The organism is Streptomyces sp. NPDC091209 (genome assembly GCF_044757755.1).
Classification (GTDB): domain Bacteria; phylum Actinomycetota; class Actinomycetes; order Streptomycetales; family Streptomycetaceae; genus Streptomyces.
In genome coordinates, this window is the sequence record NZ_JBIVVR010000013.1 from 198,898 (window position 1) to 214,499 (window position 15,602).

General features: G+C 72.1%; 8 protein-coding genes. 1 reads left to right on the forward strand and 7 read right to left on the reverse strand.

Annotation, left to right across the window (positions count from 1 at the left end):
* Nucleotides 1–10: 10 nt before the first annotated feature.
* From ACIQRL_RS32120 to ACIQRL_RS32145, 6 genes are read right to left on the reverse strand one after another with little or no spacing between them, the layout of a single operon-like run.
* Nucleotides 11–1,834: a hypothetical protein gene (locus tag ACIQRL_RS32120; RefSeq protein WP_401338116.1), complete on the reverse strand. Its 1,824-nt coding sequence runs from the start codon at nucleotides 1,832–1,834 to the stop codon at nucleotides 11–13.
* On the reverse strand, nucleotides 1,831–6,348 hold the full coding sequence (locus ACIQRL_RS32125) for a DUF6603 domain-containing protein (protein WP_401338118.1): 4,518 nt from the start codon (nucleotides 6,346–6,348) through the stop codon (nucleotides 1,831–1,833). Before ACIQRL_RS32125 ends, ACIQRL_RS32120 begins: the two co-directional genes overlap by 4 nt.
* A complete protein-coding gene (locus ACIQRL_RS32130; RefSeq protein WP_401338120.1) occupies nucleotides 6,345–7,760 on the reverse strand; it encodes a ComEC/Rec2 family competence protein in 1,416 nt (471 codons plus the stop codon). The genes ACIQRL_RS32125 and ACIQRL_RS32130 overlap by 4 nt, the downstream gene beginning before the upstream one ends.
* A complete protein-coding gene (locus ACIQRL_RS32135; protein ID WP_401338122.1) occupies nucleotides 7,757–10,045 on the reverse strand; it encodes a LamG domain-containing protein in 2,289 nt (762 codons plus the stop codon). Before ACIQRL_RS32135 ends, ACIQRL_RS32130 begins: the two co-directional genes overlap by 4 nt.
* Nucleotides 10,042–10,233 carry a hypothetical protein gene (locus tag ACIQRL_RS32140; RefSeq protein WP_401338124.1) on the reverse strand — a complete coding sequence of 64 codons (192 nt, stop codon included), beginning with the start codon at nucleotides 10,231–10,233 and terminating at the stop codon, nucleotides 10,042–10,044. Before ACIQRL_RS32140 ends, ACIQRL_RS32135 begins: the two co-directional genes overlap by 4 nt.
* A 15-nt stretch (nucleotides 10,234–10,248) precedes the next feature.
* Nucleotides 10,249–13,932 (reverse strand): hypothetical protein, encoded by a 3,684-nt coding sequence (locus tag ACIQRL_RS32145; RefSeq protein ID WP_401338126.1) that lies wholly within the window; start codon nucleotides 13,930–13,932, stop codon nucleotides 10,249–10,251.
* Between the two features lie 405 nt (nucleotides 13,933–14,337).
* Between ACIQRL_RS32145 and ACIQRL_RS32150 the strand changes: the two genes are divergently transcribed.
* Entirely contained in the window at nucleotides 14,338–15,159 is an 822-nt protein-coding gene (locus ACIQRL_RS32150; RefSeq protein WP_401338128.1) for an SAM-dependent methyltransferase, read from the forward strand.
* 99 nt (nucleotides 15,160–15,258) lie between these two features.
* Here ACIQRL_RS32150 and ACIQRL_RS32155 read toward each other — a convergent pair whose 3' ends face one another.
* Complete coding sequence (locus ACIQRL_RS32155; RefSeq protein ID WP_401338131.1) at nucleotides 15,259–15,588, reverse strand: CU044_2847 family protein; 330 nt, start codon at nucleotides 15,586–15,588, stop codon at nucleotides 15,259–15,261.
* Nucleotides 15,589–15,602: the final 14 nt, after the last annotated feature.

Sequence of the window (15,602 nt, forward strand, 5' to 3'; positions counted from 1 at the left end):
CCTCTCCGGATCAGCCCCGCAGAAACGTGACCCGCTCGCCGGACTCGATCATCTGCCGGGCCAGCGCCCCCGCCGTGAACGCCGCCGGGGCCGCGCCCAGCCGCGCCGCCATCGCGTCGGCCAGTCGCCGCACCGGCACCGTGCCGCTCGGCCCGAGCGGCACAGGCTCCAGCTCACCGGCGTCGGGGGCGGTGTCGGCCAGGCCCCGCAGCCGCTTGGTGAAGCTGCCCCCGGGCTGTGGCACGACCCCGAAGTGCAGCGATTCCGGCTGCTGATGGAGGTCGAGACGGCCCACGTCGCCCCGGTACAGGCAGAGCAGGACGCTCGGCGCCAACCGTTCCACCCGTACCGGCGTCAGCAGATCCACCCCGGCCGGGTCGGCATAGCCGTCGACCAGGAGCCCCGGATAGCCGGAGACCACGTCCGAACGGATCAGCGCACCCGTGATCAGCGGATAGTCCAACGGCAGCGGATGCGCGGCGTCGAGCTCGGCGTCGGCGGAGCCCACCCGGCCGAGGCTGTAGGCGCCGTCCAATAGGTGGCGCATCCACTCCTGGTCGAGGTGGAAGAACCGTACGGTCTCCACCGGCAGCAATCGCTCGTCGGGGACGAGATAGCCGAAGGGGACCCCGTCGAGCCGGGAGAGACCCGTCAGCCACTCCATGACGCCCACCGGAAGCGCGTCGTCGATCGGCGCCACGGCCAGGGGATGCGCGGCCGCCACGGTGCGCTTCCCGGCCTGGTCGCGGCGGCGCTTCCACTCGTACAGCGACCCGGCGAAGCCCGTGCTGTGCAGTGCGAGCAGCCGTCCGGCCTCCCAGGCCGCGGCATGGCTGACGTCGAACATGCCGACGCCCGGGTGATAGCGCAGCAGCTCGTCGGCGGCCCGGGCCGGGCCCTGGTCAGGGTCGGGCCCCGCGGCGGCCGGGCCCGTGGCGAACGGGCCCCGGTACCAGGCCACCGACCGGCCGCCACCGCGCAGCCGGTGCCGTATCGGGACGTAACCCTGCCGCAGATACGCGTCGGCGTGCTCCTCGCCGCTGTCCGGCAGCCGCAGCGGGCTTCCGGAGTCGGTGAGCCGGGCCGCCAGTCTGCCGAAGGTCTCCGCCTCGTCCAGGCAGGCGAACCGCCAGCCGGCCAGCGAGACCAGGCGGACCAGGGAGTCGGGCCCGCCCGGCCCCAGGTCGAATTCCTTGCCCGCGGGGAACCGCCCCTCCAGCGAGACCAGATGCACGCTGCTCGACGTGCCGGCCGGCGGCAGCCGTTTGCCGACCACCACCGCGCCGTCCGGGGTGTCCCCGTCGCCGCGCCGCACGTGTGCCAGCAGCGGCAGTTCGGCGCGGGTCGGCAGCAGGTCGGCCAGCAGCGCCCGGCGCACGTCGATGACCGTCACCTTGGGGTCGTCGTCGGCCGGAAGGGCAGCGGGCGCCGGGAAATACGCGTCCGAGGTGCCCGCCGCCGCCGACAGCGGCAGGACCTTCGGCTCGGGCTGTTCGTTCCCGGCGAAGAGCAGCAACGCCAGCCATGGCAGCGGCGCGCCAGGGCCGCGGACCGCCTCCGGACCGCGCTCCCACGGAAGGCTGGAACGGCTGAGCACCACGTGCGGCAGGACATGGCTGTGGTCGCCGAGGCTGCCGTCCGGCGGGAAGGCCGCCTCGACAAGCGTCGGCGGCAGCACGAACCGCTCCCCGGCGACGGAGAAGGTCCGGGTCGAGGTGTACGCCTTGGGGTCGACGCCGATGGTCTGGGTGACCGTGACCCGGTAGTCCCCGGCTGCCAGCGAGGCCAGTTGGTAGTCGACGAACAGCGTCCGGTCGGGTGACATCGCGCTCACGGCTCCATTCCCACCTGCGGCACGACCAGGAACCCGGCCGCGTCGAACCCACCGAGGTCCAGTGCGTCGTCACCGGTGGCATCGGCCAGAACCGCCGCCGCCACGGCCGACCGCACCGCGGCCGTCCCGGGCGCCGTGATGCCGTCGGCCATCGCCCGGCGTCGGGCCGTCGCGTCCCGCCCGTCCGGGGTGAACTGCTGCCGGACCACCCAGCGGTAGGCGTCCTGCTGGGTTTCCAGGGCCGTGGCGGCGCGCAGCACATCGCGCGGCAGATATGGTGCCGCGGCCGGTTCGGCGGGCGGCAGCGGCCGGATCGTATAGCCCGTCAGCAGGTCGCCGACCAGCGGCGGATCGGTCACGGACGGCCGCAGCCGGTCCCCCCACATGGCCGCCGGAAGGTTCTTGGTCACCGGCTCGTAGCGGAAGCCGTCGTCGGCCCGGGTGCCGTCGGCCCGGCGGATCTCGATGCGCTGGGTGGCCGCCACCGGGTGGCTCCGGTCCCGGCCCAGCGGTGCGATCCCGAAGGCGGTCGCCGCGCCCGTCGTGTCCAGCGCCTGGCCGCCCTGTGCCGGGCCGCGGTAGGCGTCGCGGCTGGGGATGACCGAATCGGTGCGCAGCACCAGCTCCAGCGGGTTGACGGTACCCAGGTCGCCCGGGTCCGCCCCGCCGGGGCCGCTCGCTCCGCCCTGGAGCACCACGGTGACCATGGCGTCGTCTGCCGCCGGCAGGAACGCCTTCCGGAAGCCCGTCCAGTCGATCGGCTGGGGCGCGCCGGCGTCCCCTGTCCCGAAGGCCAGGGTGAAGGAGCATATGCCGATGTCGATGGCGGCCCGCCCGGTGAACTCCGGTCCCCACAGGCTCACTTGGGCCCCCACCTGGGCCGAGACCGTGTGCGTACCGAAGAAGCTGAAGGTGTACGACGCCCCGATGTTCGCCCAGAAGTCCGCCTCGTAGTGGTACGGGCTCCAGCCGATCAGGAAGTCCATCGACGCGCTGAACCACGCCTTGAGCGAGCCGTCGTCGAAGGTCGCGCTGAAACTGCCGCCCGCCATCAGGGCCGACGGGGTCAGCGCGAAGTACGCCGATCCCTTCATCGACAGCTGCGGCGTGACCTGCCAGGTGAACCCCAGCCGGGGGACCGCCGGGTAGTGGGAGGGGACGGTGAAGCGCGGGTGGTAGCCGCCGACGCTGAGCACGAAGTCGCCGTTGTGGTCGTCGCCGAACCACACCTGGAACGCGAAACCGCCGGTCAGCCGGCAGTCCCGGGACAGCAGATAGGAGTTCTCGGTGAGCTGGGCCCGCAGCGAGAAATACCCCTCGTCGGGCACGAGTGAGGCGCGCAGCGCCAACTGCACCTGCGCCAGTGGTGTCGCCCCGGCCTTCACCGCGTCCGGCGACGGCAGGACCAGGGTGGACAGCCCCAGCAGGTCGACCTCGAAGCGGTGACCGAAGCCCACCGACAGCAGCAGCACCGAGTCGATCATCCGGAACGAACTGAAGTGCACGCCGATCGCCAGGAAGAAGTCGCCCGGTGAGGGCGGCAGATAGTCCTGCAGCGCCCTCAACTCGTCGGCCAGCGCCCCCGGGGCCTGTGTCCCGGCGGCCTCGGCGATCAGCGGGAAGGTCGCGACAGCGGCCACGTCCGGGGCGATGAAGCGCCGGTTGTAGCCGAACCCGGCGGCCAGTCCCTCGACGAAGAAGACCGGTGGCCCGCCGATCGGGTAGTCCAGGAACGCGTACACGAACAGCGAGGGACCTTCGGGCAGTTGGACGTACGAGCCCAGTGCGCCGAGCGAGAAGGCCTTGGTCCGCAGCACCGCCTTGCCGCTGTAGGAAGGCAGTTCACGGCCCTGGTAGGTGATCGTGTCGGCGAGGAACGCGCCGCTGATCTCCACTTCGCCCGAGCTGTACGACACCCCGAGCCCGCGCAGCGCGAACTGCGGCCCGCCGGCCGGGTCGGCGAGGTCGATGCCGACCGCGAGGCCGTCGAGCGTGAGCGCAAGACCGGCCACGTTCAGTGAGGCGTCCAGCAGGAAGGCCAGCTTGGCGGAGCCATCGGGCGGGCGCTGGTAGGCGAAGCCGACGCGCTGGAAGGTGACCGGTCCGAAGGTGCGCTGCACCTTGTACCAGAGCACGTTGTCGTCGGTGGCCTTCGGCTGCCCGGGAGCGGGAGCGGGAGCGGGAGTGGGAGTGGGAGTGGGTGCGGGGCTCTTGCCGGTGGTGCCGGTGCCCGGTGCGGGCAGGCTCAGTGGCTGGGTGATCTCGCCGAGCTTCAGCACCGCGTCGGCGGTGAACCCGGCCGCCAGGTCGGCGGCAGCGGGCAGCGGGGCCACCTCCGGCGGCAGCAGGCCGTTCAGCGCGGTGGTTTCCGCCATCGGCAGCGGTCCCGACACGGCCAGCAGTCGCAGCGGGTCCACGCCGAAGGTCCCGCCGCCGCCGGCGAACCGCTCGCCGACCAGCGGCAGGTTCGCCAGGTCGACGGTGGCTGCCAGATCGGCGCCGAGGACGTAGACGTTGGTGAGCCCGGTCTTGTCGAAGGCGAACAGGGCGTCCTTGAGGTCGACGGTGATGCCGTCGGGTATGTACCGGGCGGCCGCCGGTGACAGCGCGCCGACCAGTTGGCCGAGGGTGGGCACCGGGCCGGTGCCGGTGCCGTGGCGGTAGGTGGCGACGAACCGCTGGGCGTCGGGGCTGTCGGCGAACCGGACGGTGAAGGCGTAGGCCCTGCCGTCCACGGTGACGGTGAAGTCGCCGCTGTAGCGCCGTTCGGCGGTGTCGATGGTGACGGTGAGGACCAGTTCGGTCGACTTGTCGATGGGGAGGGTGACCTCGGCGGTGACGAACAGGGCGCTGGTGCCGGTGCTGTAGCGGACGCCGAGGTTCTGCACGGTCAGCCCGGCCAGCGGTGCGGGGAGGGCGAGACCGGCATAGCGGCGGGCAAGGTCGTCGGCCAGGTCGCCGATGGGGGCGGCGACACCCGGGCCGGTCTCTCCGGCGAAGGTCCAGCCCTTGGCGGGGTCGGAGTCGTATGCGGCGGAGACCAGGACGGAGGTCGACCCCACGTAGAAGTACGCCAGGGCCGAGAACGTGGTGGCCGCGTCCTGGTGCCGCATCTCGAAGGCGACCTGGGAAAGCACCAGCCACTCGGCGATCTGCCAGTCCGCGTCGAGCACGATCTTGCCCTCGTAGGCCAGTTGCCGCTGGCCGTCCGGCAGGGTCATGGAGAAGGTGAACGTCTGGACGGTGATGTCGGGCAGATGCCCCGCGTCCTGTTGGGTGAAGTGCTTGTAGACCTCACGGACGTTGAGTGGCGGGTCGTCCTCGCGCAGTCCGCCGGAGAGCGTGCGGGATTCGGAGACGGCGCTGAGTTCGAGTGTTCCGTACTCGCCTATGGCCACCAGCCCGGTCACGGAACCCCGCACCGCGCGGGTGGACGCCAGGGGCCGGTCCACCTGGAAGGCGATGTCCACGGCCTGGAGGGTCAGCAGGTCCGGGACGATCGTCCACTCCTCCTGCGTCTCCAGCAGAACCCGTACGGAGTCCACCAGTTGGCCGCCGCCGGGGGTGAGGGTCACCGTCGTCTCGGCCAGCACCACCGGGGACACGATGTCGGGCCCGACCGGCAGGGAAAGGCCCCCGCGTCCGGCCAGAGACGCCACGTCGGACAGTGCGAGGGTGCCGACGTCGCTGAAGTCGGCGGTCAGCCGGATCGTCCTTCCGTCACCGGAGATGTCCGTGTACACCAGCACCTGGTGGCTCTGCCCGGAGGCGGTGGTGAACGGGATGACTCCGGTGACGCGCAGAAAGGTCGGCACGACGAGGTCGATGCGGGCGTAGTCGAACTGTGGGTTGGCGTAGATCTCGTAGCGCAGTTGCTCCACGGTGAACAGGCCGAGGTCGGCCCGGCCGCCCGTCGGCCCGTCCAGGACCATGTCCGGCACGGTGGAGGTGGGCACCTTGGACCCGGGCAGCCCGGAGACCATGCGTATCCCACCGTCCAGCGCGTGCACGGCACCGGGCAGCAGCAGGTCGAGCACCGCCAGCCGGGTGCCCACGACGAGAGTGCCGGTGAAGGCGGCGGAGCCGCTGCCCGCCTCGGCCAGTTCGGCCGTGGCCACGGCGGCGGAGTCCACCTGGAGCCGGGGCGCTGTGAACCGCTGGCCCTCGAAGAACGTGCCTCGCAGAACAGGGAAGTTGACGACGAAGGCCCAGGTGTCGTCGCCCTGACCGTCCAGCACGGCCACGACCGCGCCGCTGTCCGACGGGGTGCCCACGGAGAGTTCGGCGGTGACCGTGGGCATGCCCAGGAACGGCGTGGCCGCGCCCGCGCCGGTCAGCGTGACGCCGTTCGGGGCGGGGGTGGCGGTGGCTCCGGTCAGCACGAGCCGCCCGCCGTCGAGCAGTTGGCCGAAGTAGCCGGACGCGGCGGTCGGCAGCAGTCCGGCCAGGTCCAGGTCGAGGCGGCCGCCCTGGAGCGCGGCGGCGACCGTGGCCCGCAGGTCGTCGGGGGTCACCGGACGCCCTCCTCGATCGCGTCGGCCGTGGCCACGGCGGCGTCCCGCAGCCCGTCGGTCGGCTTGGTCACGGTGTGGGTGTACGGGGTCTGGCGCAGGGGGTAGCCGAGGGTCGCGTTGTACAGGGTGCCGCGGCCGGCGGGCGCCTCGACGAGGCTGTTGATTCCCAGTGGCTGCTGGTTCTCCGATTCCTCGGGAGGCTCGTTCACCTCGTTGTTCTCCTCGGCCGAGAACCCGTGCCAGAATTGGAGCGGCAGCGTTCCGCGCGCGTCCGGCGGCGTACTGGGCACCCTCGACGAGAACTCGTTGAGGTACCGGCGCACGGCCGCCCAGCGCGGGTGGTGGAAGGTGCTGTACTGCCGCCCCGAACTGATCACGGCCGTCTTGGCCTTCGCCGTCTCGATGAGGCTCTTGGTCGACGAGGTCTCCCCACTGCCGTGGTGGGCGATCCGCAGCAGGTCCAGATCTGCTATGCGGGCCTGGTGCTTGTCGACCAGGAACTGTTCGGTGCTGACCGTCGCGTCGCCGCAGAACAGCAGCCTTTTGCCGTACGCCTCGATGAGCGTCACGATGCTTCCGCAGTTGCTGCCCAGCGCGTCCCCGTCGTCGATCTTCAGGTCGTCGGTGTCCTGGACCTTGGGGTAGGTGTCCCGCAGCACCCCGGCGGCCAGGATGGACACGGTGCAGTTCGGCTCGACGAGGATCTTGATCAGGCAGTTGGCGGTGTCCCGCACATCGATGGTTCCGTTCACCGCCCCGTAGGTGGTCTCCCCATCGAGGGTCCTGAGGACGACCTCGGTGGCCGTACGGTCGGTGGTGGTCCAACGGCAGGCGACCTGTTTCGGCAGTCCCGACTGGGTGGGGTCGTCGCTGCTCGGTTCCATGATGCCGGCCAGGCGGTTCCGGGCCTGCCGCTGGTAGTCGCCGTCCGTGCCGCTGATATAGACACTGCCGACCTCCATGCCCGTCTGGAGGCAGCGCACGATCTCGTTGTGGTGGTCCTTGTCCGAGTGCGTGAGGATGAGGATGTCGAGACGCTTGTCGGCTCCGAGGAATCCGCGTACGGCGTCCGCAAGGGCCTTGACCCGGGCTCTTTTGACAAGGTTGCCGGGGTCGTTGAGGGTGGTGGCGAAGAGGCCACAGTCGATCATGACGTGGTGGCCCGCCGGGGTGGTGATCAGGGTGCAGTCGCCCTGGAGCGCGTCCAGGCAGTGGACACTCAGGTCCCCGTCGACGACCGCGTCGGTCACGATCGGCTCGGCCTCGGCGACCAGCGTTTCGGCGTCCTCGGAGGCTTCCTCCAGTTCGGCGGTGTCCACCTCCTCCTTCAGCTTCTTCGCCTCGACGCGGTCGCGAGCGACAGTGACGGACGGCGGCGCTCCCCGCTTGCGGGACCTGGTCCCCGGCATCATGACGCCACCAGCCTCAGTGTCCAGGTGCCCCCGCTCCGGCCGTTCGGGATGTCGTCCAGCTCGACCTGCAGTTCGCCGGACGACAACTGGTTGAGGACCTCCGCGTCGTGGAGGCGCAACAGCAGTCCGTCCAGGTTCAGTTGCTGGGCGTACACCGTGGACGTGTAGAGGTCCACCAGCACGTCGCTGGTCAGGTCGCCGGTCTTGAGGTGGAAGCCCTCGGGGCGTGCCTCGATGCGGTGCCAGTAGTTGTTCGACTGGTGGAAGCGGATGCTGAGGTTGGTCTGGGTGGTCGACTGGGCCTGGAAGAGCTCCAGGAAGAGCAGGTTGCCGGCCGGCGCGTTCACGATGTCGCGGCGCAGTTGCAGGTGGGCGGAGGCGGCAGAAACGGTCAGCGGGTTGGGCGGCGTCGTCGTGCCGATGCCGACGTTGTTGCCGATGGGGTTGAGGGCCAGCGGTTTGAGGCCGTGCGACTGGATCCAGCTGTAGGCGGTGTTGTATCCCATCCGCAGGTTGGAGTTGTAGCCGTCGGTCGGGCCCAGGATGAGGCAGCCGGTGTCGGGGGCGCCGGGCGCGTCGACCAGTTGCAGCTTGGCCTGCGGGGCCGTGGTGCCGAGTCCGGCCCGCTGCCCGGCGAACAGCAGGGGCGACTTCTCCACGGTGACGGCGGTGGAGGTGTCGGCATAGCCGGGCACGTTGACGTAGCTGACCTGGACCTGGGACTGGCCCAGGGAGGCGGGTGCGACGAGGCCGCCCAGGGACAGTTCGAGCCAGCCCGTGGGCGGCACGGTCACCGTGCGGGACGCCGTCAGCTTCCACTGGAGGCTCTGGGCGCCGATCTCCCGCAGGGGCTGGGGAAAGACGGCGAGGGGAAGCGCGACGGCGTCCGAGGTGCCGTGGACGGCGAGGGTGGCGGCGGGCGCGGCACCGGCCGTCAGGAGGGCCCAGTCGTCGGACTCACCGGCATGCTCGACATCGAGGGCGACGACGATGGCAGAGGCCCCGTCCACCCCGTCGCCGGTGCCGGTGAGGGTGATGGGTTCGTCATGGGAGGCGTTGGCGACGCGCAGGCGCAGGGTGTTGAGGGTGGAGCCGTCGCTGAGTACCCGGTTGCCGCCGGAGAAGCCGGCGCGCAACGGGATGTCGGTGCGGCCGCGGTGGTTGACGATGTCCAGGAACTGCAGCCGGGAGCCGCTGAGTTCGTCCGTCTCGCCGCTGAAGGACAGCTGCTGGTAGCCGAGTTCGACGCGGGTGCCGCGGGTACCGCCGCGGCCGTCGGCGTTCATCCCCGTCAGGGGCAGGGTGAGGCTCGCGCCCGGGCCGAGCGGGGCGGGGGCGGTGCACAGGAAGTAGAGGGTGTCGCCGCCGGTGCCCATGTCGGGGCCGCGCAGCAGCTGCCAGCCGGGGGCGGTCAGCGCCGGCTCGGGGGTGGCGGCGAGGGTCTGCGGGCGGAACCGGAGCGCCAGGTGGTGATTGCCGGCCGAGACGGGACCGGTGAGGGGGCGGAAGGTGAACTCCTGCCGGGAGGTGTTGGTCACGGTCAGCGTCATCGGCCGGCCGGAAGGTCCGTCGTCGATGAACAGAACCGGGTGCTGGTCCTGGTCGGCGAGTTCGAAGTCGACCGGGTGACTGCGGACGAACGCGGCCAGTTCCGCCTCGTCCTCGGCCATGTCGAGGCGGATCTCGGCAGCGGTCAGCGGGCCGTCGTAGAGCCTGACGTGGACCAGACGCCCGTCGTAGTAGCCGGACGGGCTCTGGGCGAAGCGCCCGACGACCAGGGCGTCGGCGGCCGGCCCGGGGGCGGTGCCGGTGGGCAGCGGGCGTTCGGTGACGAGGGTGCCGTTGATGTACGTACGCACCGCCTGCCCGTCGGAGGTCGCGGCGAGGTGCGTCCACGCGCCGGGCGGTACGGAGCCGGGCGGGGCGGTCGCGGTCGCGGCCCCCGCGGCGCTGACGTGGTCGACGGAGCCGTCGGCGGCAAGAGCGAGGGAGAAGACCTGGGCGCCGGTCGCGGCGATCCCGGCCCGGGTGGCGGGGAAGTGGCCGGGGTTGATCCAGGCTTCCACGGTGTAGCCGGTGGTGAGCGTCAGCCGGGGTGTCCGGCCCAGGGTCAGGGCGTCCGCGGCGCCGTCCAGGGCCAGGCAGCTGCCGAAGCGCTCGTCGGGAAGGCTCTTGGGGGCGCCTTCGGGCGTGCCGTTGAGGTGGTTGTCGGAGGCGTCGATGACGCCGTCGGCGGCAAGGACCTCGTCCAGGTGCCAGTGCAGGATGAGATCGGCGGTCGTCATGCCGGGGTCCCCCCGTCGGACGGTTGGTCGACAAGCTGCTTGTGGGCCTGCTCCTGTACGGCGGCGATGAGTTGGTAGACGCGGGCGAAGGGCAGTTGGCCCAGGGCTTCGAGGACCAGGTTGGTCTCGTCCAGGCCGAGGGTGAGGGTGATACGGGGGGCGGTGTCCTGTGGCGGCGTCGCGGGCATGGGTGGTGTGCGTCCCTACTGTCGGTTGGCGTTCGTCGTCGGGCGGGGCCGCAGGGTCAGCCAGCCTTCCCGGGCGGTGGGCCGGGCGGCGAAGGAGGCGTCCTGGCGCGGTTGGGTCAGCGCGGGCCGTTCCAGCAGCGTGGCGAGCGCGTCGGCGTCGACGGCCGGCGTGGTGGTGGGCAGCGGGGGACGCTGTTCGGCGGGCGTGACCAGCGCGGTGTCGTCGTCCAGCGGCGTCAGCCAGCCCGCGTCGGACAGTCGCTGCCACAGGGCCGTCTCGCCGGGGAAGGCGGCCTCGACCGCGGCCCGGTCGATCAGCGGCTCGCCGCCGGTGCGCAGCCAGCCGGTGCCTGACGGGCCGTCACGCTCCAGCCAGCACCATACGAAGCCCGGCTCGGCCGGCAGCGGGAGATCGGGGGCCGCGGCGGTGCCGTCCCCGAGGACAGGGGCGGTGAGGAAGGCGATCTCCATCGCGGCGAACGCGTCCCGGTAGTGGGCGTCGGGGATGCGCAGCGCCTTCGCCGGGAGGATGCCGCAGCAGGCGTGCACGGCGCCGCGCGGGTCGACCAGCAGGGTCAGCGCCCGGGCCGGGGCGTCGATCGCCTGGAACAGCGCCGCGTCCTCGGTCTCGTCGCCGTCGGTCACCGAGTGCAGCACCGGACCGAGTCGCCCGTCGGGTTCCTCGGGCCAGTAGCCGACCAGCCCGTCGCCGAGCCGTCCGTGGTCGCCCAGCCGGACAGGGAACCGTACCCGGGTGAAGCCGTTGGTCTCGCAGCCGCTGCGGCGCAGGTCCTGCCGGAAGACGTTCCAGTCCTGGTGCACCGCCGGGCGCCCGGCCAGTTCCAGGCTCACCGTCGCCCGGACCACCGCCACCGGTCGGCTGACCAGCAGGGCCCGGTTCCGGTGCAGGGCGTAGTCCTCGGGCTCGATGGCGGCCAGCGCCTGGTCCAGGGTGCCCAGGAAGGCGGCCACCCCGTCCGGCCCCGAGCCGCGCAGCCGTGCCACGACCGCCCTCAGGTGCGGGTTGCCGATGCCGTCCACCGGCACCGGGGCACGGCCGGGGGCGGGCTGCCAGAGGGCGGGGACGCCCGTCGGCTCGGGGTCGCCGGGCAGGGCGTAGACCGAGCCGACCGCACTCCCGTCGGGGGCGTGCACGGCCACGCTGCCGTCGAGGTGGTTGGCGAGCAGCCAGCCGCACACGGGTGAGGTGGCGGGGACGGCGTTCATCTCGGCCAGGTCGCTGTCGGCGTCCAGCCAGCGCAGCGACAGCCGGGCCGGCTGGGCCAGCCGGGGCGGCAGGGCGACCCAGCCGGGATGCCCCTCGACCCGCAACTGGCTGGTCGTCCCGACGGTTTCCACGGGAATGTCCCGTACCGTGCCGAACGTGTCGACCATCCGGAGCCGCAGCAGCCGCATCGCTCCGGCCCTGATGGGGTTGAAGTCGCTGAGCGGCTGCGGGGTGTACCGGCTCTCGCCCGCCACGGCGGGGGCGACCTCCGTCTCGGTCACCGCACGGTGGTCGGGGAAGCCCAGCGGGTCGGCGACCGGCAACTGGCGGGCCGGCCGGCGCATCAGCAGGGCGTCGTTGAAGCCGCCGAGCGCCTGGGCGAGGTTGTTCTGTTCGTGGGCGGCCAGATGGCGGTAGACCGCGACCAGGGTGACCGCCCGCTGATCCGCCGCGCCGGACGCCAGGAAACGGTCCAGGGCCGGATCCGGGTCGGCGCTGAACGCCTCCTCGGTGACGGTGCCGTCCAGCGCGGCCAGCACCGGCTTGGCCAGGTAGCGCAGGATCCGGGCGGCCAGCAGCGGACGGGCCGAGGGGGAGAGCACGGCGGCGCCGGTGTAGACGTTGGCGGCCTTGGCCAGCACCGCCCCGCCGGCCGCGCGGGGGCGCAGCTCCGCCTGGTCGGCCGGCAGCGTGTAGGCGGAGGTGACGAAGTCGGTGCGGAAATCGCGGTCCGTCGCACGGTCGAGGTTGCCGTTCGGGCCGACCGGGAAGAACTCCGCCTCCCACTGGAGCATGAGCGGATGCCAGGGCTGCGTCTCCCAGGCACGGGTGTGCGCGGCCACGCCGGGGAGGCCGGCCACCGCGTCCCGCAGGGTCCGGACGGCCTCTGCGTCGCCGGGGATGTCGCCATCGGTGGACTGGCAGCCCAGCAACCCGTCCTGCCCGAAGCGGTCGGAGGGGGTCGCGTCCGTGCCGGTGAGCAGCACCACGGGCTCGTTCGGCAGGTAGTACTGCGGGCCCGGGCCCGGGCGCAGCACGTAGCCGTCGGGCAGTACGGCCTCGGCGGCGGCCCGCGCGGCGTCGCGGTTCTGGCCCAGGGCATCGACGCGGGCGGACCGACGGGTGATGAGGGCGGCCTGGCGACGCAGATGGAAGAGCACCTGGTCGGGGTTCGGATAGCTGTCCCGGCTGGTGTCCGGCGGGTAGACGCACAGCATGTAGCGGTACCAGTCGGCGTACAGCTCCTGGCGCAGCCCGGTGAGTTCGGCGCCCGCCCGGTCGCAGGCCGCCTGTGCGGCGTTCAGGGTGTTCAGCGCGGCTCCGGCGGCACGCGGCAGGGCGGTCAGGTCGGCGTCCGCGGCCTGGCCTGACCGGTCGTCCGTCACGGTCCACAGGTTCCCGGACGGTACGGCCGCGAAGGTGTCGGCGTGCCGGGCCTCCAGCAGCTTCAGGTCGACGTCCAGCGGGGCCGACTCCAGTTCCTCGGCGAAGGCCAGCGCCTCCAGCAGGTTCTCCAGGTCGTCCGGCGCCGGGCCGGTGTCGGCGAGCACGGCGCCCAGATGGGCCGCCAATGCCTCGGTCGGGGTGTTGCCGACCCACACCCCGGTGTCGTCACCCGGGGTGTCCTGGGGTTTCCCCGCTCCGGGCGCGAACGCGATCCGCCCCCAGCACACCATCCGGTCCGGCTCGGCGCCGCTGTCGTCCGCCGTCCAGCCGAGGGCGGCGCGCAGCACGTCCGCCCAGCCCGTCCCGGTCTCCCGTGGCGCCTCCAGCGCGGCCGTCAGTACGTCCTGGCCCGGATCCTCGTACCAGCCCAGCACGTCGTACGTCACGTCCTGCGGCGGCACCCCCGGGAACGCCGGGTCGTGCAGCCCGAACACGCTGTGGCAGTGCGGATAGAACGACGCGAAGGTCGGCTCCCCATAGCCCACCGCCGTCAGCGCCCGCAGGTACCGCGCCCGTTCCGCCGGGTCGGCCGAGGTGGTGCGTCCCGCAGGCCGCCAGGCGGTCAGCGGCACCCTGCGCCCCAGCAGCCGGTACGGCAGCCGCTCGGGCCCGTCCATCTGGTCCGCGATGTACGGGTAGGGCACTCCTCCCGCGTTGTCCTCGGCCAGGAAGTCGCTCTCGACCACCCACTGCTGCGCCACGGCACCGCCCGAACCGCGGGTCACCAGCCACCGGTTGGGCACCACCGGCACCGCGCCCGCCCCGCCCCGCGACGCCAGCCGGGTCAGCGCGTCCGGCAGCGACCAGTGCAGATGGACTCCCGTCTTCAGGAGGAAGCCCTGGTCCTGGAACGGCACCGACAGCAGCGTCTCGCTGACGTACGGCATGTCCGCCTGATGGTCGTGCCCGTCCGCGGGGTCCGTGTACGGCAGCCGCGTGAAGTCCGTGAAAGGCTCAGCGACCTGGCGTTCCCCCGCCAGGCACAGTGCGTCCAGATGTACGGGTACGACGAGCAGCCTGCCCATTGCGATCCTCCCCAGCCCCGGCGTCCCGAAGTATGCGCACCGGTCCTGCCCGGCAACGAGGCAGCGGACAGGCAAAAGAAGGGCATTCCGTACGGGGCACGGCTGGATCGCGGGGGCCGGCCACCCGGTGGCATGCCGACCGTCTGTGCGTCGGGCAGCCGGGCCGGCCCAATCCGAGCGAAGGGGTCCGCCTGCTGTTTCGGCGTATCTACTATGTCGTCGTGCGGAATATCGAGGCGTTCCGGGGAGCCGCTCCCCGGACGCTCGCGAGGTCGGCACGGCGATGCTCGCGTCGGCGACGCAGGTCCCCGTGACGGGAGCCGGTGCGGACCGGCTTTTCATGTCGCGATGAACCGCTGTTGATCCAGGACGAAGACCCGTCACGCGTAGCCGAGGAGAAACACGTTGTTACCTGAGTCAGGTCGAGGCTCGGCGCCCATCGACACCAGCAAGCCGCACCCTGCCCGCATGTACGACTACTACCTGGGCGGCAAGGACCACTACCCGGTGGACGCGGAGGCGGCTGAGCAGGTACTCGGGCACACCCCGGACGCCCGCACCTTCGCGCGCGCCAACCGGTCGTTCATGCACCGGGCCGTGCGCGTGCTGGCCCGCGATCACGGGGTCCGACAGTTCCTCGACATCGGCACCGGGGTGCCCACCGAGCCGAACCTGCACCAGGTCGCCCAGGCGGAGGCCCCGGAGTGCCGGGTCGTCTACGTCGACAACGATCCGATCGTGCTGGCCCACGCGCGAGCCCTGCTGCACGGCACCCCCGAGGGCCAAGTCGCCTACCTTCAGGCGGACGTGCGGGAACCGAAGGCCATCCTGGCGTCCGACGAGGCCCGGTCGACGCTCGACTTCGACCGGCCGATCGCGCTGAGCCTGTGTGCCCTGATGCATTTCGTGCCGGACGGGCACGGCGCGTACGAGATAGCGCGGGAGCTGGTCGACGCGCTGCCGGCCGGCAGCTTTCTGACCCTCAGCCACGGCACCACCGACTTCGACCCGGAGGGCATGGCCCGTACACAGGAGGTGTACGTCCGTGCCCGCATCCCGATCCAGTTGCGGTCCGGGACCCAAATCGCCCGGTTCTTCGACGGGTTGGAGCTGCTGCCGCCGGGGCTGGCCGTGACGCATCGCTGGCACCCGGAGCCGGACCAGCCGCTGGCCGACATCACCGACGCCCAGGCCGGCTTCTACGGCGGAGTGGCCCGCAAGCCGTGACCGCGCCGTCCCGCGCCGACGCGTTCGCCGCGATGCGGGCGAACAGCCGAACGGCGCGGTACGAACCGACTCGCCGGCGGGTGGGCGCCGGGTCCGGGATCAGTTCGGTTGGGCCGGTTCCGTGCCGCTCCAGCGGAGTGTGACGTCGAGATGTGCGCTCGCGTTGGCGCTCGTCAGGACCGCGCCGAGCTTGGCGTCGAGGACGACGCCGAAGGTGATCTCCACCTCGTCGGGCCGTTGGGCGACACGGCGGAACTGGCCGATCACCTCGGAGGCGGCGGAGGTGATCGGTGTCAGTGCCGCGCGCAGGCTGCCTCCCGCGCTCTCCAGACGGGTTCCCAGGCCCACGGCGCCGGTGCCCGTGCGAGCGGGTGGGGCTACGAGCACCACGGTGCCGTCGTCGAGGGTGAACTGGATGGCGTCCGGCATGAAGGCTCCTGGAT

What these genes read in the sequence shown, in the direction of transcription:
- ACIQRL_RS32145 (WP_401338126.1), bottom strand. Translation starts at nt 13,932, where the DNA reads ATGGGCAGGCTGCTCGTCGTACCCGTACATCTGGACGCACTGTGCCTG.
- ACIQRL_RS32140 (WP_401338124.1), bottom strand. Translation starts at nt 10,233, where the DNA reads ATGCCCGCGACGCCGCCACAGGACACCGCCCCCCGTATCACCCTCACC.
- ACIQRL_RS32155 (WP_401338131.1), bottom strand. Translation starts at nt 15,588, where the DNA reads ATGCCGGACGCCATCCAGTTCACCCTCGACGACGGCACCGTGGTGCTC.
- ACIQRL_RS32135 (WP_401338122.1), bottom strand. Translation starts at nt 10,045, where the DNA reads ATGACGACCGCCGATCTCATCCTGCACTGGCACCTGGACGAGGTCCTT.
- ACIQRL_RS32130 (WP_401338120.1), bottom strand. Translation starts at nt 7,760, where the DNA reads ATGATGCCGGGGACCAGGTCCCGCAAGCGGGGAGCGCCGCCGTCCGTC.